The organism is Marinobacter caseinilyticus, from assembly GCF_011074955.1.
GTDB classification, from domain to species: domain Bacteria; phylum Pseudomonadota; class Gammaproteobacteria; order Pseudomonadales; family Oleiphilaceae; genus Marinobacter; species Marinobacter caseinilyticus.
Genome location: NZ_WUQJ01000037.1, coordinates 104,752 through 125,810, shown reverse-complemented (window position 1 = coordinate 125,810; position 21,059 = coordinate 104,752). Strand labels below are relative to the sequence as shown.

Sequence of the window (21,059 nt, the reverse complement as noted above, 5' to 3'; positions counted from 1 at the left end):
GGACGTTATCCAGCCTTAAAAGTTGTCCGGCATTTTTGCTTTCATGCGTGCTTGTTCACGGGAGATCAAACCCTTTTGCAGAAGTTTCTGCAGTGTCTGGTCCAGCGTGGACATACCCAACTGGCCGCCTGTTTGAATCGCCGAGTACATCTGGGCGACCTTGTCCTCACGGATCAGGTTACGGATCGCCGCGGTACCGATCATGATCTCGTGGGCCGCAATCCGGCCACCGCCCATTTTCTTCATCAGCGTTTGTGAAACCACCGCCTGGAGGGATTCTGACAGCATGGAGCGCACCATGGATTTCTCTTCTGCCGGGAACACGTCGACAATCCGGTCGATGGTCTTAGCTGCCGAGGTGGTGTGCAAGGTACCAAAAACCAGGTGACCGGTTTCGGCGGCGGTCAGGGCCAGCCGGATGGTCTCAAGGTCCCGCAGCTCACCGACGAGAATAATGTCCGGATCTTCCCGCAAGGCCGAACGCAAGGCTTCGTTAAACCCCAGGGTGTCACGATGCACTTCACGCTGGTTGATCAGACACTTCTTGGACTCGTGCACAAACTCAATAGGGTCCTCAATCGTCAGGACGTGCTCGTACCGGGAGTCGTTGATGTAATCCAGCATCGCCGCCAGCGTAGTGGACTTGCCAGAACCGGTCGGACCGGTTACCAGCACCAGCCCCCGCGGCACCGAGGAAACATCTTTAAAGACCTGCCCCATACCCAGATCTTCCATCGTTAACACCTTCGATGGAATGGTCCGGAACACGGCGCCAGAGCCGCGATTCTGATTGAACGCATTGACCCGGAAGCGAGCCACGCCGGGCACTTCAAACGAGAAGTCGGTTTCCAGAAACTCCTCATAATCCTTACGCTGCTTGTCGTTCATGATGTCATAAATCAGCCCGTGGACTTCTTTATGCTCCATCGGCGGCAAGTTGATTCGACGAACATCACCGTCAACACGGATCATGGGGGGAAGGCCAGCGGACAGGTGCAAGTCAGAGGCACCCTGCTTTGCAGAGAAGGCCAGCAGTTCAGTAATATCCATAGATGTCCTCGGAAGGCGTTTCTTTTAATTCTGGAATAATCCGGTTTGTGCGTTGTGCGCGTATTCCGGCGCGAACAACGCTGAGCGTATTCACCGCTTCAGACCTCCGACCCTTGTGCGATGCTGACTTCACAAGTATTGGCATTTCAGAGGCCTACGGGTAACGTATCAACGTATTACAGGACGCATTGGTCGCCGGAATCACACCATGAACAGCATAGCAGACAACATCGGGAGCGTAACCCGACGCATACAAAAAGCAACATTGGCGGCCGGGCGCGAGCCAGGCTGCGTGCGACTGCTGGCGGTTACCAAGACGCGTCATCCAGACGAACTGCGTACCGCAGCTGAGGCCGGCCAAACCGCGTTTGGTGAAAATTATGTGCAAGAGGCCATCGACAAAATGGATGCCTTGCGGGATGTGCCGGGCCTGGAATGGCATTTCATCGGGCCGATTCAGTCCAATAAAACCCGCATCATCGCCGAGCGATTCGACTGGGTTCACAGTGTTGACCGGCTTAAAATCGCAAAGCGCCTGAGCGAGCAACGCCCGGCCTCATCCCCACCTCTCAACCTGTGCATCCAGGTCAACATTGACGATGAGGACAGCAAGTCCGGCTGCTCGCTGGCAGACCTGCCGGCGTTGGCGCGGTCGATCAGCAGTCTGCCCGGCGTGACGTTACGCGGACTCATGGCCATCCCGGATCCCGGGCAGCCGGAGCGCCAGCTCAGACAGAGCTTCCGTCAGTTGGCGGATGCGCTCAAGCGACTGCGCGACTCCGATGACCTTCCAGGCACCCCGGATACATTATCCATGGGCATGTCCGGCGATCTGGACATCGCCATCGCTGAAGGCGCGACCTGTGTTCGGGTCGGTACTGCGCTGTTCGGGGCGCGACCGCCCAAGAGCTGAATCCGTCATATCCTGTTATCATCAAACTCATACAGACAATTGTCATAACGGAGTTTTATTGTGAGCACCTCCCCAACCATTTCTTTTATCGGCGCAGGCAACATGGCCAGCGCCATCATCGGTGGCATGCTGGAAAGCGGCTTCGATGCCGCCAAGGTGTGGGTAAGTGCGCCAGATGACAAGCATCTGCAGTCCATCCGGCAACGTTTTGGCGTCAGCGTTACAACCGACAACCGCCATTGCGCCCAACAAGCGGATATCGTCGTCCTGGCCGTCAAACCGCAAGTGATGCGTGATGCGTGTGAAAACATTGCGCCGGTGGTCCAGAACACGCGCCCGCTGGTCGTGTCCATCGCCGCAGGCCTGGAGGCGCCCACACTGGATGCGTGGCTCGGTGGCGGCTTGCCGCTGGTGCGCGTAATGCCCAACACCCCATCTCTGGTCGGCAAAGGCGCAGCGGGGCTGTATGCCAATGAGGAAGTCAGTGGCGAACAGCGCAAGAATGTTGAAGACGTTTTCAGCAGTATCGGCTCCGCCCTGTGGGTTGACGATGAGCAGCTGTTACACGCAGTCACGGCATTGTCTGGCAGCGGCCCGGCGTATTTCTTCCTGATGCTCGAAGCACTGGAGGAAGCCGCCACCGAAGCTGGCCTAGCGGCTGACACCGCCCGCCAACTGGCTATCCAGACCATGGCCGGTGCCGCTGAGATGGCCGGACGCAGCGAGCATGACCCAGGGCAACTCAAGCGCAATGTCATGTCCCCGGGCGGTACCACCGAACAAGCCATCAATGCGTTTGAAAAGGGCGGGCTGAGAGACTTGGTGAAACAAGCCTATTCAGCCGCGTTCAACCGCTCAGGAGAGATGGCCAAAGAGCTGTCGGCGCCGAAGGCCAACTGATAGGTTGCAGGCGTGGGGTGGAAATTCAATACGACCACCCCACATACACAAGATGACGGTTCACAACGGAGTAATGGCTTCATGCTGGCGCAGATTCTGATCACCACGCTGCAAATTGTCTCGACGTTCTATCTCACCATCGTTCTACTGCGTTTTCTTCTTCAATTGGCCCGGGCGGATTTCTATAACCCGATCTGCCAGTTTGTGGTCAAGGCCACCAACCCGCCCTTACGCCCACTCAGAAAAGTCATTCCAGGCTGGGGCGGGCTTGACGGGGCCTCACTGGTACTCGCCATACTGGTTCAGATGCTCGCTTTTGTGCTCATTCTGATGACGCTCAATACCGGCATTCCGGCCATCAATCCCGTTACCCTGCTGGCTTGGTCCGTCATCACGGTACTGGGCCTGATCGTGAAAATTTACTTCTGGTCCGTAATTGCCGTGGTTGTGGTCAGCTGGATCGCCCCTGGCAGTCACCACCCCGCCATCCAACTGGTTGCCCAGATCACCGAACCGGTGATGCGTCCGGTCCGCAACGTCATGCCCTCAATGGGCGGGCTCGATTTGTCGCCCATCGTGGTGTTCCTGATTCTCAACGTCGTTTCAGTCGTGATCAACCACATGGCGATGGCCGCCGGTCTTGGAAGCATTGGCGTGGCACTGTGAACCACACCTCATAGGTACCGTTGGTTACAAATCAAAACAGTTCGAAATAAAACACACTACATCTGCAGGCCCTTGATTAAAAAAGTCTTTTTGACCACACCCCAGCATTCTGCCATATTGGTATGTCCTGACTGTCGACAGGTTCACGGATCGACAGTCGGGAATCACCTACCCTGTTAGACTACTCGTACTGTAAGTCTGCTGAATAAGGTCGGCATCATGAATGCAACAGGAAGTTTGTCTCAACAAGTCGAGGCATACCACACGTGGAAGAAGGAACTGATTCGCCAAATTAGTCGTTACCGGCTTTGGCTTCAGGATAACGACCTGTATTCCGAAGACGTCAGCAGCCGCATACGACGCGGCCTTGAGCTGCTGGTCGAAGACGAACTCACCATAGCGTTTGTCGGCGAATACTCCCGGGGCAAAACCGAACTGATCAATGCCTTGTTCTTTGCCGATTACGGTCAGCGCATGCTGCCATCTCAGGCCGGCCGCACGACCATGTGCCCGACCGAACTGTTTTTCGATCGCGTCGAAAATCGCAACTACCTGCTGCTGCTGCCCATCGAGACCCGCACCAGTGACAGCTCACTTCAACAGCTTCGCAAAGACCCGCGCCGCTGGACCCGTTTTGAGCTGGACGACAGCAACCCAGATATTATGCGGGAAGTATTGGCCGAGGTGGCGCAGGTCAAAAGCGTGCGCCCGGAAGAAGCACGGGCACTCGGCTTTCAGGAAAACATGTTGGAACATGATCGCGCCAACCCTGGCTACGTCCTGATTCCGGCCTGGCGAAACGCTCAGATCAGCATCCGCCATCCCTTATTTGAACGCGGGCTACGCATTCTCGACACCCCCGGCCTGAACGCTCTGGGTTCGGAGCCTGAACTGACCATCAGTATGCTGCCGGCCGCGCACGCCATCATTTTCCTGCTCAGTGCCGACACCGGCGTCACCTCCAGTGACATGACGATCTGGAAGGATTACATCGCCACCGACAACGCCGATCACCGCGCTGGACGATTTGCCGTACTGAACAAAATCGACGTGCTTTGGGACGACTTGCAAGGCGAAAGCCACACCGAGGACTCCATTGCCCGCGTCCGGGAATACACCGCCGACCATCTTGGCATTCGCCCGGCCGACGTGCTGCCGGTCTCCGCCAAACAGGGCCTGCTGGCCCGGGTAAGAAAAGACAACGCGTTGTTCAATCGAAGCCAACTGCCTGATCTGGAACGCTTGATCATTGACCGCATCCTGATGCACAAAGAGCAATTGATCACACAAAGCCTGATCAACGACTTACTGGGCATGCTCCAAAACAGTCAAGCGGCCATGCATTCCCGACTCGAAGCATTGCAGGAAGAGCGGTCGGCGTGTTCGGAAACGCACATGGACCGGGATGCACTCCGCCGATTGGCCGATCGCGCACAGAAGGACTACGACTTTTACTATAAGAAACTGATCACATTGCGGTCCAGCCGTCGCCTCATGCAGTCCCAGGGCGACATGCTCAAAGAGCTGGTCGGCGAAGAGCGCTTTGAGGGTCATGTCGACAAGGTTCGCACCCTGCTCACGAAAAGCTGGACGACTCCCGGTATGAGCCGTGCCATGAACCACTTCTTTGAGCTGCTGGAAGACGACCTCAGCAACCTTTTGGCGGAGGGCCAACTGGCTGAAAAAATGGTCGGTGCCATCTACCGGCGCTACAACGAGGACACCCGGGCCCGTCATCTGGAACCGATACCTCTGCGTGCTGGCCGACACGTGATCGCGGTTCGGGAGTTGCGCAAAAAGGCCAACCGGTTCCGGCGCAACCCCAAAAATATGTTAACCGAGCAAACCCTGCTGATCCGCCGCTTCTTCAACGTCATCGTCGAGGAGGCCCGCACGCTGCACCAGCGAGTCGGCAAAGACGTCGAGCGCTGGCCGGAAGAAGCCCTGCTGCCGATCATGCAGTATTCGATGGAGCAGAAGCGCCTGTTGGAGCACCAAATTCGCCGGATTCGCGATATGGTTCGCAACGACAAGGGGGCCAAAGAAGAGCGTCAGCGACTGAACGACAGCATTAGTGACCTGCGCCGTCAGCTGGAACTGGCGGATAACATGCACCGTCAGATCCGTAAGCCGGCGCCCACCCTTATCCAGCAAAAAGTGGTTAATATTTCCAGCATCGCCTGACCGGCTACCGTCCCCTGTTGACCGGACACACCAGGACGAATGCGAGTGTCCGGTTGCAGCGCATCAATCCCACCATTAAACTGCAAGGCTGGCGTGATTGTGGGCTCCAAACCCTGCGCCATGCCGATAACCATTAGCACCAAACTGTATCCGACCCACTGTTGATCAATTCAGGAAGCCGTTGCGTCAATGCCCGATTCCCATGCGAAGGATTCTGTTGGAGTTGTCACCCCAAAGACGCTGCATTTTGACGAGCCGATCACCCTCGCCTGCGGTCAACGGCTCAACGCCTATGACCTGGTGGTTGAAACCTACGGCGAGTTGAACACCGATGCCAGTAACGCCATTCTGATTTGTCATGCCCTCAGTGGTCACCACCATGCCGCCGGCTATCACAGCGAAGAAGACCGCAAACCCGGCTGGTGGGACAGCTGCATTGGGCCTGGCAAACCCATCGATACCAACCGTTTTTTTGTGGTCAGCCTCAACAACCTCGGAGGTTGTAATGGCAGCACCGGACCCAGCAGCATCAACCCGGAAACCGAACGTCCCTACGGTCCTGATTTTCCAGTGGTTACGGTGAAAGACTGGGTCTTAAGCCAGGCCAAGCTGGCCGACCGACTTGGCATTCAGTGCTGGGCGGCGGTAGTGGGCGGGTCACTCGGCGGCATGCAGGCGCTGCAATGGGGTCTCTCCTACCCGGACCGTATCCGCCATGCCGTGATCATTGCCTCAACGCCGCGATTAAGCGCTCAAAACATCGCGTTTAATGAAGTGGCTCGCAAGGCCATTACCTCCGATCCGGATTTTCACGGTGGCCGGTATTACGACTTTAATACAATCCCCCGACAAGGCCTCATGCTGGCCCGCATGGTGGGCCACATCACCTACCTGTCCGACGCGTCAATGGGCGAGAAATTTGGCCGCGAACTGCGGGATCAGGCCTACAACTTTGGCTACGACGCCGAATTTCAGGTTGAGAGTTACCTGCGCTACCAGGGCGAGCGATTTTCTGAAACGTTCGACGCCAATACGTATCTGTTGATGACGAAGGCACTGGATTACTTTGACCCCGCCTACGAATTTGACAACGATCTGGCCAAGGCACTGAAGCAGGCAACCTGTGAATTTCTGGTGCTGTCGTTCAGCACCGACTGGCGCTTCACCCCGGCCCGATCGGAAGAACTGGTGAATGCCATGATTACAGCCCGCCGCAAAGTCAGTTATGCAGAAATTGACGCACCCTGGGGGCACGATGCCTTCCTGATTCCAACACCCAGGTACACCGATATTTTTACCGCCTACCTGGATCGGATTGCACGGGAGGTCGGCGCATGAGAGCAGATCTGAGCATTATCGAACAATGGATCAATCCGGGCAGCCATGTACTTGATCTGGGGTGTGGCGACGGCGTCCTGTTGGATTACCTGCAGCGTGAAAAACAAGCCACCGGATTCGGCCTCGAGATAAACCCGGAGCACATTACCACCTGCATGGGGCGAGGCGTTTCGGTCATCGAACAAAACCTGGACACCCAGGGTCTGGCCAATTTTGAAGACCAGAGCTTTGACGTCGTGCTGATGACCCAGGCCCTTCAAGCCGTCCGCCGCCCCGATGTGGTGCTTGATGAAATGCTCCGGCTCGGGCGCGAAGGCATCGTGACCTTTCCCAACTTCGCCTACTGGCGTTTACGCTGGTATCTGATGCGCCGCGGACGTATGCCCGAATCCGAAACGCTACCGTATAAGTGGTATAACACGCCCAACATTCACTTGTGCACCTTCAAGGATTTTGAGGCGCTGTGTTACCGGAAAAACTTTCGGATCAAAAACCGAACCGTGGTGGATGGCGAACATCAGGACCGCTGGCTCAGCCGTCTCTGGCCCAACATGCTGGGCCAGATCGCCATCTACCGCATATCCCGGCAGGAGGATGAGCTATGAGCAAACAGATTCGCCACGGGCTTGCCATCCTGATGGCACTGACGCTGGCCTGGATGCCGTTGGCCGCCGTCGCAGAGTTGGTCGATTTCGGGCAGTACCAGGTCCACTACAGTATTTTTGCCAGCACCTTTCTCGACCCCGACGTGGCCGCTCAAAATGGCTTGAAGCGCAGTAAGTCCATCGGCGTTATCAACGTGGCCATCATGGAGAAAACCGAAAATGGCGGACTTAAAACCATCGGCGGGCAAGTCGAAGGCAAGGTGCTGAACGATATCCGACAGCACCGTTTTTTGGGTTTTCGCCGCATCAGTGAGGGAGATTCGGTCTACTTTATCGCTGAATTCCAGTACGGCAATGCCGAACTGCTGACCTTTGAGGTGACGGCCAGACCCCTGGGCGGCGGCACCCAATTGCCGATCCGTACCGCACACACACTGTTCAATGACTGATGATGAATCCTGACAGCAAACTTGTAATCGCCAGCAACAACCCCGGCAAACTGGCGGAGTTGACCGATTTACTCGCGCCTCTCGGTCTGCAGCCTGTGGCCCAGAAAACACTGGGCGTCAGTGAAGCAGAAGAACCGGCAGTGACCTTTGTTGAAAATGCGCTTATCAAGGCCCGACACGCGGCGCGCGCTACTGGCTTGCCGGCATTGGCGGACGATTCCGGATTGGCCGTGGACGCCCTGGGGGGTGAGCCGGGGGTCCGATCAGCTCGCTATGCCGGCCCCCGCGCCTCGGACCGAGACAACATTGAGGCCTTGTTGGCGGCGCTGGCCAATGTGCCGGAGGCCGAACGAACGGCGCAGTTTCATTGTGTTGTGGTGTATCTGCGCCATGCTGACGATCCAACGCCGGTCATTGCCCATGGCCGATGGCCCGGACGGATCCTGACAGCGCCGACAGGCGAAGGCGGCTTCGGTTATGATCCGGTGTTCTGGGTGCCCGAGCGCCAGTGTGCGGCCGCCGAGCTCAGCAAATCCGACAAGAGCCGTCTTAGCCATCGCGGCCAGGCCCTGCGTGCCCTGCTGCAGCAGCTGTCCAGCGCACCCGTAACGACGTGAGCCTGCAAGCCGCCCACGGAGTGACAACGCCCCCTCCGTTAAGCCTCTACCTTCACGTACCCTGGTGCGTGAAGAAATGCCCTTACTGTGACTTCAATTCCCATGCTTTTACCGGAGCGCTGCCGGAGCGCGCCTACCTGGACGCACTGACCGAAGACCTCAAGCACGACCTCGAGCGCATTCAGGGCCGCACCATTCAGACCATGTTCATTGGCGGTGGCACGCCCTCGCTGATGTCCGCTGACTTTTACCACACGCTGTTTGAACGCCTTCACCACTACCTGCGGTTCGAGCCCGACGCCGAAATCACCCTGGAAGCCAACCCCGGCACTCTGGAGGAAGGCCGCTTTGAAGGTTTTCGGGCCGCGGGCATCAACCGCCTCTCGCTTGGCATCCAAAGCTTTGACCCTGACAATCTGAAGGCTCTGGGCCGCATTCACGATGACCGGGCCGCGCACCGGGCCATTGAAGCCGCCCTCAACGCCGGGTTCGATAATTTCAACCTTGACCTCATGCACGGCCTGCCTGGCCAGACGCCCGAAGCGGCCGTCGCAGATTTGAAAACGGCGATGGCCTGGCAGCCGCCGCATTTGTCCTGGTACCAACTGACACTGGAGCCGAACACCGAATTTTACAGCCGCCCGCCGGCCCTGCCGGACGATGATCGGCTATGGGCGATCTACGAGGCCGGTGCAGACACACTGCAAGATCATGGTTTGGCTGCCTACGAGGTGTCTGCCTGGAGTCGCCCTGGACGAGCGTCGCGGCACAACCTCAATTACTGGACCTTTGGCGATTACCTTGCGCTCGGCGCCGGTGCCCACGGCAAACTTACCCTCGCCTCCGGGCAAGTCGAGCGGTACTGGAAAACCCGACAGCCGGATGCCTACCTCAACCGGATCGGCAGCCGGACGGCCGGGACCCAGGAGATTGAAACCGACGACATGGCACTGGAATTCATGATGAACGCCCTGAGGCTCAATGAGGGTGTGCCTGAACATTTATTTACCGACCGTACCGGTTTACCTCTGCACCAGGTTGCTGCAGTATTGAAGGGACTAAGGAACGATCAGTTACTGCATCCGGATCGGTTACAGACAACCGATCTGGGGCAGCGGTACCTGAATAGCCTGCTGGAGCGATTCCTCTGATGAGCCATCCCAAACTGCCGACAGTGTCACACCCATTGAAGTGGTCCCTGCTGCTGTCATTGGCCTTGCTCCTGATGCTAACGGCGATCAATCAACTGTTGATCACTTTGCACGCGCCACAAGGCATCATCAGTTTCCAGCTCGCAGCGTCGGTCAAGCAGAGCCTGTTGATTCTGGACAGCTGGGGGGACACTGGCATCCGTTGGGCAATGATCGCCCTGTGGCTTGATTTTGTTTTCATCGCGGTCTATCTGGCGGCTTTGCTACTGCTGACCGACCACTTACTGTCCAACCGCCGAGGCGTTCGCGAACAAAAGGTGGGTCGCGCCGTCAAGGCACTGTTTTTGGCCGCGGGCGTAAGCGATGCCGGTGAAAACATCCTGCTGCTGAGCAACCTGTCGGCCCCCACCGAAGGTGTCAGCATTGCCGCCACTACCTGCGCCATGCTGAAATTCACCGGGTTGATCATCGGCACTGCGGGGCTCATTGTCATACACTCGACCCGGAGACGGCCACGCCAGCATTGAGCCGGCCAACGCTTCAGTGCATGGACCGTCGCCTGTTGTCATCGCTCGCATTTGCCGGGGGAAATCCCGGTCAGTTGGTACGACGAAACAGCAGATCCCAAACCCCGTGCCCCAGCTTCTCACCGCGTTTTTCAAACTTGGTGACGGGCCGATAATCCGGTCGCGGCGCAAAGTGCCCTGCCCCTTGGACGTTGGCAAAACCTTCTGAGTCGCTTAACACTGCCATCATGTGCTCGGCGTAGTTTTCCCAATCGGTGGCCAGGTGAAAGATGCCCCCAACCCGAAGTTTGTGGCGAATACGCTGAACAAACTCCGGTTGCACCAACCGCCGCTTGTGGTGACGTTTTTTATGCCAGGGATCCGGAAAAAACAACAGGACCCGATCCAGGCTGGCGTCCGGTAAACACAGGTCAATCACGTCGTTGGCATCAATGGCGTAGACCCGGACATTTTCCAGACCGCGGTCTTCCACCTCTTTTAACAGAGCGCCGACGCCGGCCAGATGCACTTCCACCCCAATAAAATCCTGCTCTGGCGCGGCTTCCGCCATATCCGCCAGCGACTTCCCCATACCAAATCCGATTTCCAGATTCAGCCACGCCTCACGGCCAAACACCTCTCGGGGGTCAATCATGCCGTGCTCACGGGTCAGGCCGTATTTCGGCCAGCAACGCTCATAGGCGTTTTTCTGACCCACGGTCATACGGCCCTGACGCAGCACAAAGCTGCGAATGCCTCTGCGGGTGGTGACTGCGGACGGCTCTTGCTGGGCGGATGGCTCTTGCTGGTCTGTCATTACACTCCCTCACGGCACGCCCGTCCTGACGACAAGGTGGCCACATTGGCTGGGGTTAAAGTAGTTTGCGCTTCTGCCGCACAGTCTAACAAAGACTTGTGGCTGTGCGGAGTATTCGAGACTCACGTTCGCGCTTGCCGGCGGTCCAGCTTGCGGTAGCCCAGCGCTTCGATCAGGTGATGGCGGCTGATACTGTGCTCGCCTGCCAAATCTGCCAGGGTGCGGGCTACCCTCAGGATACGGTGCAACGCTCGCGCGGACAGCCCCAGTTTCTCCATCGCTTTTGACAAGACCGCCTCGCCGTCCTGGCAGGGCTGACAGTATTGGTGCATGGCCTCGCCCGAAAGTTGTGCGTTGATGCAGCCGCGGGCCATTTGTATCGACCGGGCGACTTCAACCCGTGCACGAATAGCGGTGCTGGTGATCGCTTCCGGTTGCCGCTTCAATAACACTTCACCCGACTGCACGGGCACCTCGACGTGCAGATCGAAGCGATCCAATAACGGACCAGACAGCTTGGCCTGATAACGCACCACCTGCTGTGGCGTGCACTGACAATCGATGCTGGGATGCCCACGATAGCCACAGGGACATGGGTTCATGGCAGCAATGACCTGAAATCGCGCCGGGTACGCCACCTGACACGCAGCCCGTGATATAACAATTTCTCCCGACTCCATAGGTTCCCGCAAGACTTCCAACACCTTACGGTCAAATTCTGGCAACTCGTCGAGAAACAACACACCTTGGTGGGCAAGAGAAATTTCACCGGGGCGGGGGCTGCTGCCACCACCAACCAAAGCCACGGCCGAGGCGGTATGGTGCGGCGAGCGATAGGGCGGCTGACGCCAATGGCTGCGCCGGACCGACAGGCCGGCAACCGAATGCACACTGGCCACCTCCAGGGCGGCCTCATTGGTCAGTGCCGGTAGAATGCCCGGTAGCCTACTCGCAAGCATGCTTTTTCCGGTGCCGGGCGGACCGAACAACAATAGGTTATGGCCGCCGGCCGCGGCGATTTCGAGCGCTCGTTTCGGCACATGCTGGCCCCGCACATCCGCCAGATCCGGACCCGTTGCTTCGGACCCGCCATCGGCCATCGGCGGCAATGGTGGTAGCCGCGTGGTACCCGTGAGGTGCTCGCAAACCGCCAACAGGTGGCCCGCAGCAAAGACATCGTCACCACCGGCCAACGAAGCCTCGTCGCTGTTGGTAGCTGGGATGAGCAGCTGACGGCCATCGGCTCTGGCGGCCATCACAGCGGGCAGCACACCCCGAACCGGGCGCAAGGCGCCGTCCAGCGACAACTCACCGAGACACTCGACGGTTGACAACTGGTCGGCCGGCAGCTGACCAGATGCGACCAGAATGCCCAGCGCAATTGGCAAGTCAAAACGCCCACCCTCTTTGGGCAGATCCGCCGGTGCCAGATTAATAGTGATGCGTTTGGCGGGGAATTCGAACCCGACGTTCAGCAATGCACTGCGGACCCGATCCTTGCTTTCCTTAACCGCCGTCTCCGGCAAGCCGACAATCGACAGCGCAGGCAGGCCGTTTGACAGATGAATTTCAACCGTGACGGGGGGAGCGGACACGCCTAGACGGGCGCGGGTATGAATAATAGCGAGCATAGCAACCTTCCATGGTTAGTCATTGGGTCAGTGCTCCGAATCAGTGGAGCCACAACGCGCCGCCGGCATCCTGAGGCAACGCTGGGAGCGGTAAACGGCTAGCGGGTGGACTGCTCCATCTCGGCGACCTTTTTCTCCAGCGCCTCCACTTTTTCACGGGTCCGCATCAGAACCGCCTGCTGGGCATCAAACTCTTCACGGGTGACCAGGTCAAGCTTGGCCAGCACTGCCATCACGGTCGCTTTCGCGTGGTTTTCGAAGTCATCTTTTGCGGCTTTCGCCATGTCGGGGACAAACTGGCCAAACTGCCCTTGTAGCTGGGAAAAAAAATCCTGGGGTCCTTTCACTCAACACCTCTCGAATCATAGTAGGTCGTCGCTGGCGGGGCGGTCACAATGAACAGGCATGCACTCCCAACACCACTGGATATAATAAGCCAGAAGTGTATCACACCACCGCTCCTGCCATACTGGGCGGGGCGTGTCTTTCATTTGGGCTGGTGTCGTTATACCAATGTCGTAGGTAGCAACCCGACGCCCAACCGGATTGCACCATACTGGTTCAACCATCATCCCAATGCGCTATAATGGCGCGCCTGAAGGTTCCATTTTGGAACATTAAGCAATTAACTTTATGATTTTAAAGTTATTTTTTGCGTTGGCACACCCGATGCTTATAGTCTCGCATGCAATCCGCACAATTGGTGTGCGAGGTGGCAAGCATCCCGAACTCGATACCAGCATCTTAGGATCAGAAGTGTCGAGGCGGCTTTACCAAGGAGAAACCAATGAAACTTGTGACAGCGATCATCAAGCCTTTCAAGCTGGATGATGTCCGTGAGGCTCTATCCGAGATTGGCGTTCAAGGCGTTACCGTCACTGAAGTGAAAGGCTTCGGACGGCAAAAGGGGCATACCGAATTGTATCGGGGTGCTGAGTACGTAGTGGACTTCCTGCCGAAGGTTAAAGTAGAAGTCGCCATTGGCGACAACCTGCTGGACCAAGTCATCGAAGCCATTACCAAAGCAGCAAACACCGGCAAAATCGGTGATGGCAAAATCTTTGTGACTGAGCTCGAACAGGCGATCCGAATCAGAACCGGTGAAACCGGCGAAGAAGCGGTTTGATCTGACGATCTGACCTAGAAAAAAAAGCCAGCGCAAAAACTTTAACCCAGAAAAGCCTCGTGCGGAGGGCTTCATATGGAAAGCAATATTTTTCACCTGCAATATGCAATAGATACCTTTTATTTTCTGATTTGTGGTGCATTAGTTATGTGGATGGCGGCAGGCTTTGCCATGCTCGAATCCGGTCTGGTGCGCGCAAAAAATACCACTGAAATCCTGACCAAGAACGTAGCACTGTACGCGGTCTCCTCTATCATGTATCTGGTGTGCGGTTACGCCATCATGTACGGCGGTAACATTTTCCTTGCCGGAATGGGCGAAGTTGACGCCGCTGCCGTGCTGGGTGATTTTGCCGGTCGTGAAGACGGTTTTGAAGGCGGCTCCATCTACTCCGGTGCCTCCGACTTCTTCTTCCAGGTTGTCTTTGTCGCTACCGCCATGTCGATTGTGTCCGGTGCGGTCGCCGAGCGCATGAAACTGTGGGCGTTTCTGGCCTTTGCGGTTGTCATGACCGGTTTCATCTACCCAATGGAAGGTGCCTGGACTTGGGGCGGTGCGTCCGTCTTCGGCATGTACACCCTGGGTGACCTTGGCTTCAGTGACTTCGCCGGTTCAGGCATTGTTCACATGGCCGGTGCTGCTGCCGCACTTGCGGGCGTTATCCTGCTGGGTGCCCGTAAAGGCAAGTATGGCCCGAACGGCGAAATCCGTGCCTTCCCCGGCGCCAACCTGCCTCTGGCCACTCTGGGTACCTTCATCCTGTGGATGGGCTGGTTCGGCTTCAACGGCGGCTCGGTCCTCAAGCTCGGCGATATCAGCAGTGCACACTCGGTTGCCATGGTGTTCCTGAACACCAACGCAGCTGCGGCTGGTGGTGGTATTGCGGCCCTGATCGTTGCACGTCTGATGTTCGGCAAGGCCGACCTGACCATGCTGCTGAACGGTGCTCTGGCCGGGCTGGTAACCATTACCGCTGAGCCTTCCACACCCACAGCCCTGACCGCGACACTGTTTGGCGCCCTGGGCGGCGTGCTGGTTGTCTTCAGCATCGTGACTCTGGACAAGATGCGTATCGATGATCCCGTCGGCGCGATCTCGGTCCACGGTGTGTGTGGTGTTCTGGGCCTGCTGCTGGTGCCCTTCACCAACGACGGCTCAAGCTTCAGCGGCCAGATCATCGGCGCCCTGACCATCTTCATCTGGGTATTCGTAGCCAGCCTGATTGTCTGGGGTATCCTGAAAGCAGTGGTCGGTATCCGGGTCACTGAAGAAGAAGAGTACGAAGGTGTGGATCTGTCCGAATGTGGGATGGAAGCCTACCCTGAGTTTGTCAGCAGCAAGTAAATCGCGACTGACCAGACTTACCAAATGAAAAAGGGCGCCTTTCGAGGCGCCCTTTTTTCTAGTGCTTTGATTGACCGAATTCGGCACGCCGAAGGTACAGCATCAGATCCAGCTCCGCCTCGATGTCGTTTTCGAAGGGACCTTCAAACTTGCCTTCCCGGGTCTGAAAAAACAGCTGCCCGTTAATAACGGTGAACCGGTTACTTCTGAACCAATTTTTTTGCTCCTCGCCCTGGCGTACCATGCCGTGGCCCTCCCTGAATGGACCTGACGTTGTTCTTACTGCCCGACTTGATCACTATTTGATCAGACCTCAAGGTTAACGCCACCGGCATTAAAAAGCGAGGCGATTACGGCTCCAGACAGTCCCGCATGAACTGGGGCATTGCCAGCGCCGCACGGTGGATATCGTCGTTATAGTAGCGCGTGACAAACGGACGTTCCGCCGCATCCTCTTCGCGGAAATACTTCAGTGGTTTTTCTTTTCCACCCAACGTACAGCTCCACCAGCCTGTGGGGTAAACAGGCTGGGGAAAGGGTAAGGTCTGGACATGATCGAAGCCGGCCTTTTTCATGTCCCCATGAATGGTTTTAATGATGGTGTCGGTGTGCAGCAACGGGGACTCGCTTTGCTGCACCACAATGCCACCATCCCTCAGCGCCAGCATGCAATCGCGATAGAAGTCCACCGCAAATAATCCCTCCGCCGGTCCCACCGGATCCGTGCTGTCGACGATGATGATGTCCACGCTGTTGGGCTCAATATCGCGCATCCACTGGATACCATCACCGAAAAAGAAGTTCGCCCGCGGGTCCTCGTTGGATTCACACAGCTCGGGGAAATACTTCTCTGACAGGCGAGTCACCCGCTCATCAATTTCGACTTGCCATGCTTCCTGCACCGCCGGATGTTTCAACACCTCTTTGAGCGTACCGCAGTCACCGCCGCCAACAATAACCACCTTTTTCGGTGCCTTGTGAGTAAACAGTGCGGGATGGGTCATCATCTCGTGGTACAGAAAGTTGTCACGACCCGTCAACATGACGCAGCCATCGAGCACCATGAGATTGCCGAAGGTCTCAGTCTCATAAATTTCGAGCTTTTGAAACTGGCTTTGCTCTTCATGAAGCTTGGCTTTCACTTTCAGTGAAAAAGCCGTGCCTTCGTCCTGGAATACCTCGGTAAACCAGCCCTCATTCAATGTCGTCATACGTTTTACTCCCCGTTCTTGAAATGACCAATGCCATCCGGCACGACTCTATGGCGGGTATTGTAGGTGGCTCATGCGCAGAGCTAAAGCGCCATGACCGGCGATTTATCCAGCTGTTTCAGTAAACCATACTTTTAGCGGGCCGACGGAACTCATACAATGGCCCATTGTTTGTTGGCCAAAGGCCAGCCCCGGCTTATTGACAGGACCAGAACCATGATCGAACTTCCCGGCGCCAACGCCCAGAAGGTTTACAACATCCCGCACTGGAGCGACGGCTATATCGATGTCTCGAGCCAGGGCGATGTTCTGATCCGACCGGACCGGGGCCGCACCGGCGCCGACATAAACCTGCCAGAACTGGCAAAGTCACTGGTCGAGCGCGGCTTGCAACTGCCGGTATTGGTGCGCTTTACCGACATCCTGCATGACCGGGTCAACAAGTTATGCGGCGCGTTCAACAAAGTCGCCGCCGAGCAAGACTACCAGGGCAGCTATACCGCCGTTTACCCGATCAAGGTGAATCAGCAGCGCCGGGTGGTGGAAGAGCTTCTGCAGGCCGAACCCGCCGCCAGCCAGCAGCAAATTGGTCTGGAAGCCGGTAGCAAGCCGGAACTGATGGCGGTGCTGGCGCTGTGCACCAGTGGCTCGGTGATCGTCTGCAACGGGTATAAAGATCGCGAGTACGTGCGCCTTGCCCTGATCGGCCAGAAACTGGGTCACAACGTCTTCATTGTGGTCGAGAAACAATCGGAACTGCCACTGATCCTGGAGGAAGCCCGTAAACTGGAGGTCAAGCCGCTGATCGGCGTTCGCGCGCGGCTGGCGAGCATCGGTAAAGGCAACTGGCAGAACACCGGCGGTGAAAAGTCCAAATTCGGGCTGTCTGCCAACCAGATTCTGGCGGTGGTCCGCCATCTGGAACGAGCTCAGGCGCTCGATTCCCTGCAACTACTGCACTTCCACCTGGGCTCCCAGATCGCCAACATCCGGGATATCCAGACAGGTTTACGGGAATGCGCGCGCTTTTACAGCGAGTTGCGCGCCATGGGCGCACCGGTCACCACAGTCGACATTGGTGGCGGCCTGGGCGTTGATTATGAGGGTACCCGTTCCCGCAGCAGTTGCTCGATGAACTACAGCGTCTTTGAGTACGCCTACAACGTTATCCATACCTTGCAGATTGAGTGTGACCGAGCGGGCATTCCCCACCCCAACCTGATCAGTGAATCCGGCCGTGCCCTGACCGCGCACCACGCCGTGCTGGTAACCAATGTGATTGACCGGGAAACGCCCGAAAACAGCACCCCGGTTGCCCCGGCCCCGGATGCCCCGGAACCCTTGCAGGATCTTTGGCGCGACTTCACCAGTTTGCAGGACGACGCCACACCGCGGTCCCAGATCGAAATTTATCACGACGTCCTTCACGCCATGAGCGATGTGCACGCTCAATTTGCCCACGGCCTGCTGTCGCTGCGTTACCGGGCCGATGCAGAATGTCTCTACATGGCATGCTGCCGGCTACTCAGAGGCCAGCTCAACACTGCCCACCGGGCCCATCGCGAAGTGATCGATGAACTCAATGAAAAATTGGCGGAAAAGCTGTTTGTTAATTTTTCCCTGTTCCAGTCCCTGCCCGACGTCTGGGGCATCGATCAGATTTTTCCGGTGTTGCCGCTGTCCGGCCTCAATCGGCCACTGACTCGCCGGGCGGTGATCCAGGACATCACCTGTGATTCTGACGGTCGTATCGACCGCTATGTAGACGGCCAGGGCATCGAAACCACTCTGCCGCTGCCGGAGGATGACCCTGACACCCCCCTGCTGGTGGGCTTTTTTATGACCGGCGCCTATCAGGAAATCCTCGGCGATATGCACAACCTGTTTGGGGACACTCACTCGGTGGATGTTCGTCGGGACGAGCACGGCGGTTATGAAATCGGCGACCCGATTTACGGCGATACCGTGGCCAAGATCCTTCGCTACGTTAACTTTGAGCCTCAAGACCTGACCAGTGCTTACCGGCGCAAATTTGAGCACAGCGCGTTGTCGACGGCCACGCAGGCCGAACTGCTGGAAGAACTTGTGGGCGGGCTGAACGGATACACTTACCTGGAAGAGTAAGGGCTCACCAACGCGAGTGCCTATACCACCAACATTACCCGGATGGCACTGTACTCCCGGCTCACCCAACATAATGTTACTGAACGAGACAAATTGCACCGTCAGACACTCATCCAATGTTCGGATCGTGGCGTAAATAAGTCACTGACAAACCCGTGACGAGTGCCTAAGATGATCACACAAAAGAATCAAACGCACACCGCTATACGTAGCGCCATCAAGGAGCGTCCGGTGAGCACACTGGATCAGAAGCCAGCTCGGGCCGAGGGTCGCAAAGATCCGTGGAGTCAACTGCTGGAAAAAGTGGGTAAAAATCAGGACCGCGAAGCGTATCATTCGCTGTTCCAGCATTTTGGCCCCCAGATCAAGTACTATGCGATGGCGAACGGGCTGGCCAGTCACGCGGAAGAATTGGTTCAGGAAGTCTTCGTCTCCATCTGGCGCAAATCCAGTCTCTACGACTGGCGCAAAGCGGCGGCGTCAACCTGGATTTTCACCATCGCCCGGAATCAGCGCATCGACATGCTGCGCAAAATGAAGCGCACCAGCGCCGAAATGACGATTGAGACCGAGGATCTGTGGCAAATACCCGGCGACAACGAGAATGAACCCGTAACCTCACTTCATCGGCTGATGTCGGAGCGTCGTATCCGGGAGTCGCTCAGCCATTTGCCGGAAGAGCAGACCACGGTGATCGCAAAGGTCTACATGGAGAACAAGTCCCATCAGATGGTGGCCAACGAACTCAATATCCCGCTCGGCACGGTCAAAAGCCGGGTACGGCTTGCGCTCAATAAGTTGAAAGTGATTTTGCAGGACCAGAACGTATGAATCAGCATCACCCAGACAGCCTGACGCTGATGGAGTTCAGTGCCGGCAACATGACAGAGCCGCATGCCCTTTGCATCCGTCTCCACCTGGATCAGTGCTCCCAGTGCCGCAGCCGGGTCGATATGCTCGACAGCCTCGGTGCCGTGATGATGGAGCAACAGCCTCAAGTCAGCGTCTCCGGGTCAATGTTTGGTACCATTCTGGACCGCATTGACAACGACCCGGTGGAGCCGGAACCGCTTCAGCACGGGCGCCCCCTCAATCCGCTGCAAAAACTGCTGGGCGAAGATCTGACCAAGTTACCGTGGAAACGGCAGTTGTGCGATGCCAGTGTGCTGGACATCAGCGACCACTTTCCCGACCAGACAGAGCAGGTGGTGCTCCAGAAACTGACCGCCGGTGGCCGTGCGCCAGCACATACGCATCGGGGCCAAGAGACAACGATTGTGTTGCAGGGAGCGTTTTCGGACAACAAAGGCGTGTTCAAGCAATGGGACTTTGTGGTGCTTGACGAGCAGGATGTTCACAAGCCAGTGGCACTGCAGGGCGATGACTGCATAACCCTGTCGATCCTGAGTGCACCGGTGAAACTGACCGGAATGTTTACACGGCTGTTGAATCCCTTTATTCGTTAGCCGCCCGCTGATTGCAGGCTTGAGCCATCCAGTCGAAACCAAAGGCCCCGATCATCCGATGATCGGGGCCTTTTTTTGCCACCAGCCGATTCGCCCTACCAAGGCAAACGTGAGCCATCCCAACTGAAGAACCGACCGTTGTCCTCTGGCCGCAGACCTTCAAAAATCGCCACCATATTGGCGGCCGTATCCTGGGCGGCGTGGACCTGAAGCTGAGCAAGCGACTGCTCAAATGGCGCACTTAACTGGGTTTTTGTGGTGCCGGGGTGGACCGCCACACAACAGACCGGTTTCATACGGCGGGGCAGCTCAATCGACAAATTTCGCACCAACATGTTGAGGGCGGCCTTGGAGGTTCGGTAGGCATACCACCCGCCCATCTGATTGTCTTCAATGGAGCCGACCTTGGCAGAAATGGCCATGAAACGTTTGTACTCTTTGTGACGCAACCACGGTAGCAATGCCTGCAGCAGCAGCGGAAACGCGCCCGCGTTCACCATGAAAGCATGAGACAAGGCGCCCGCGGTGAGCTCTTCCAGGCGTTTCTCCGGCTTCAGGCCCTCACCGTGCAGCAAGCCCACTGCATATATCACGCCGTCAATCTGTACGTCGGCAGCAAGCGCCTGTTCCAGCCCGACGCCGGAGCCAGCCGGATCGGTGGCGTCCCACGGAATCAATGTCAATCGCCCTTCGGCCTGCTCCACCCAGGTGTGTTCGGCTTCCGGGGTCCGGCACAGGCCGATAATGCGGGTGTCGCTGGAGCGCAATAATCGCTCCGCAATGGCTCGCCCAATGCCCCCGGTCACACCCGCTACCACAATCGTCGCCATACTCCTCTGCCCTCCACCGTCATCGTTAAAAAAACCAAAAAACTCATTCATAGGCTTGGATACGCAACACCTTAAAAAACAGACGTTAAACGGTGAACCAGCACATTCAAACGCACGTATGAATCTTTAGC

22 protein-coding genes are annotated in these 21,059 nt (G+C 57.1%); 15 read left to right on the top strand and 7 right to left on the bottom strand.

Features of this window, described 5'->3' with window-relative positions:
- Positions 1-15 precede the first annotated feature (15 nt).
- Positions 16-1,050, bottom strand: coding sequence for a type IV pilus twitching motility protein PilT (locus tag GRX64_RS19140; RefSeq protein ID WP_166269710.1), 1,035 nt, complete (start codon positions 1,048-1,050; stop codon positions 16-18).
- Between the two features lie 208 nt (positions 1,051-1,258).
- Between GRX64_RS19140 and GRX64_RS19135 the strand changes: the two genes are divergently transcribed.
- The 10 genes from GRX64_RS19135 (at position 1,259) to GRX64_RS19090 (ending at position 10,400) form a co-directional block, all read left to right on the top strand.
- A complete protein-coding gene (locus GRX64_RS19135; RefSeq protein WP_166269708.1) occupies positions 1,259-1,963 on the top strand; it encodes a YggS family pyridoxal phosphate-dependent enzyme in 705 nt (234 codons plus the stop codon).
- Positions 1,964-2,023: 60 nt separating this feature from the next.
- Positions 2,024-2,863 carry a pyrroline-5-carboxylate reductase gene (gene proC / locus GRX64_RS19130; RefSeq protein ID WP_166269706.1) on the top strand — a complete coding sequence of 280 codons (840 nt, stop codon included), beginning with the start codon at positions 2,024-2,026 and terminating at the stop codon, positions 2,861-2,863.
- A gap of 81 nt (positions 2,864-2,944) precedes the next feature.
- On the top strand, positions 2,945-3,529 hold the full coding sequence (locus GRX64_RS19125; protein ID WP_166269705.1) for a YggT family protein: 585 nt from the start codon (positions 2,945-2,947) through the stop codon (positions 3,527-3,529).
- Positions 3,530-3,748: 219 nt separating this feature from the next.
- Positions 3,749-5,713 carry a dynamin family protein gene (locus tag GRX64_RS19120; protein ID WP_166269703.1) on the top strand — a complete coding sequence of 655 codons (1,965 nt, stop codon included), beginning with the start codon at positions 3,749-3,751 and terminating at the stop codon, positions 5,711-5,713.
- A gap of 189 nt (positions 5,714-5,902) precedes the next feature.
- Complete coding sequence (metX, locus tag GRX64_RS19115) at positions 5,903-7,051, top strand: homoserine O-succinyltransferase MetX (protein ID WP_166269701.1); 1,149 nt, start codon at positions 5,903-5,905, stop codon at positions 7,049-7,051.
- Entirely contained in the window at positions 7,048-7,656 is a 609-nt protein-coding gene (gene metW / locus GRX64_RS19110) for a methionine biosynthesis protein MetW (protein WP_166269699.1), read from the top strand. Before metX ends, metW begins: the two co-directional genes overlap by 4 nt.
- On the top strand, positions 7,653-8,105 hold the full coding sequence (locus tag GRX64_RS19105) for a DUF4426 domain-containing protein (protein WP_166269697.1): 453 nt from the start codon (positions 7,653-7,655) through the stop codon (positions 8,103-8,105). Before metW ends, GRX64_RS19105 begins: the two co-directional genes overlap by 4 nt.
- A gap of 2 nt (positions 8,106-8,107) precedes the next feature.
- The gene (gene rdgB, locus GRX64_RS19100) at positions 8,108-8,722 is read left to right on the top strand and encodes an RdgB/HAM1 family non-canonical purine NTP pyrophosphatase (RefSeq protein ID WP_166269850.1); all 615 of its coding nucleotides are present in this window, start codon (positions 8,108-8,110) and stop codon (positions 8,720-8,722) included.
- Between the two features lie 2 nt (positions 8,723-8,724).
- Positions 8,725-9,873, top strand: a complete 1,149-nt coding sequence (gene hemW / locus GRX64_RS19095; protein WP_166269848.1) for a radical SAM family heme chaperone HemW — start codon at positions 8,725-8,727, stop codon at positions 9,871-9,873.
- On the top strand, positions 9,873-10,400 hold the full coding sequence (locus tag GRX64_RS19090) for a hypothetical protein (RefSeq protein ID WP_166269695.1): 528 nt from the start codon (positions 9,873-9,875) through the stop codon (positions 10,398-10,400). The genes hemW and GRX64_RS19090 overlap by 1 nt, the downstream gene beginning before the upstream one ends.
- Before the next feature lie 70 nt (positions 10,401-10,470).
- Here the strand turns inward: GRX64_RS19090 and trmB are convergent, their stop codons facing one another.
- The 3 genes from trmB to GRX64_RS19075 all read right to left on the bottom strand — a co-directional run bounded on the left by trmB (position 10,471) and on the right by GRX64_RS19075 (position 13,174).
- Positions 10,471-11,196, bottom strand: coding sequence for a tRNA (guanosine(46)-N7)-methyltransferase TrmB (gene trmB, locus GRX64_RS19085; protein WP_166269693.1), 726 nt, complete (start codon positions 11,194-11,196; stop codon positions 10,471-10,473).
- 122 nt (positions 11,197-11,318) lie between these two features.
- Entirely contained in the window at positions 11,319-12,827 is a 1,509-nt protein-coding gene (locus GRX64_RS19080; protein WP_166269691.1) for a YifB family Mg chelatase-like AAA ATPase, read from the bottom strand.
- A 98-nt stretch (positions 12,828-12,925) separates the two neighbouring features.
- Positions 12,926-13,174 carry an accessory factor UbiK family protein gene (locus GRX64_RS19075; protein WP_166269689.1) on the bottom strand — a complete coding sequence of 83 codons (249 nt, stop codon included), beginning with the start codon at positions 13,172-13,174 and terminating at the stop codon, positions 12,926-12,928.
- Positions 13,175-13,614: 440 nt separating this feature from the next.
- Between GRX64_RS19075 and glnK the strand changes: the two genes are divergently transcribed.
- The gene (gene glnK / locus GRX64_RS19070; protein ID WP_166269687.1) at positions 13,615-13,953 is read left to right on the top strand and encodes a P-II family nitrogen regulator; all 339 of its coding nucleotides are present in this window, start codon (positions 13,615-13,617) and stop codon (positions 13,951-13,953) included.
- Positions 13,954-14,028: 75 nt separating this feature from the next.
- Entirely contained in the window at positions 14,029-15,297 is a 1,269-nt protein-coding gene (locus GRX64_RS19065) for an ammonium transporter (protein WP_166269685.1), read from the top strand.
- A gap of 58 nt (positions 15,298-15,355) precedes the next feature.
- On the opposite strand, the gene GRX64_RS19060 is transcribed toward GRX64_RS19065, so the two are convergent.
- Both GRX64_RS19060 and speE read right to left on the bottom strand, forming a co-directional pair.
- Positions 15,356-15,541: a DUF6316 family protein gene (locus tag GRX64_RS19060; protein ID WP_166269683.1), complete on the bottom strand. Its 186-nt coding sequence runs from the start codon at positions 15,539-15,541 to the stop codon at positions 15,356-15,358.
- 106 nt (positions 15,542-15,647) lie between these two features.
- Positions 15,648-16,508, bottom strand: a complete 861-nt coding sequence (gene speE, locus GRX64_RS19055; RefSeq protein WP_166269681.1) for a polyamine aminopropyltransferase — start codon at positions 16,506-16,508, stop codon at positions 15,648-15,650.
- Between the two features lie 216 nt (positions 16,509-16,724).
- Here speE and speA point away from each other — a divergent pair, with 216 nt between their 5' ends.
- The 3 genes from speA (at position 16,725) to GRX64_RS19040 (ending at position 20,098) form a co-directional block, all read left to right on the top strand.
- Positions 16,725-18,632: a biosynthetic arginine decarboxylase gene (speA, locus tag GRX64_RS19050; RefSeq protein ID WP_166269679.1), complete on the top strand. Its 1,908-nt coding sequence runs from the start codon at positions 16,725-16,727 to the stop codon at positions 18,630-18,632.
- Positions 18,633-18,863: 231 nt separating this feature from the next.
- A complete protein-coding gene (locus tag GRX64_RS19045; RefSeq protein ID WP_166269677.1) occupies positions 18,864-19,463 on the top strand; it encodes a sigma-70 family RNA polymerase sigma factor in 600 nt (199 codons plus the stop codon).
- Positions 19,460-20,098 (top strand): ChrR family anti-sigma-E factor, encoded by a 639-nt coding sequence (locus GRX64_RS19040; protein ID WP_166269675.1) that lies wholly within the window; start codon positions 19,460-19,462, stop codon positions 20,096-20,098. Before GRX64_RS19045 ends, GRX64_RS19040 begins: the two co-directional genes overlap by 4 nt.
- A gap of 95 nt (positions 20,099-20,193) precedes the next feature.
- Here the strand turns inward: GRX64_RS19040 and GRX64_RS19035 are convergent, their stop codons facing one another.
- The gene (locus GRX64_RS19035) at positions 20,194-20,928 is read right to left on the bottom strand and encodes an SDR family NAD(P)-dependent oxidoreductase (protein WP_166269673.1); all 735 of its coding nucleotides are present in this window, start codon (positions 20,926-20,928) and stop codon (positions 20,194-20,196) included.
- Between the last annotated feature and the right edge of the window lie 131 nt (positions 20,929-21,059).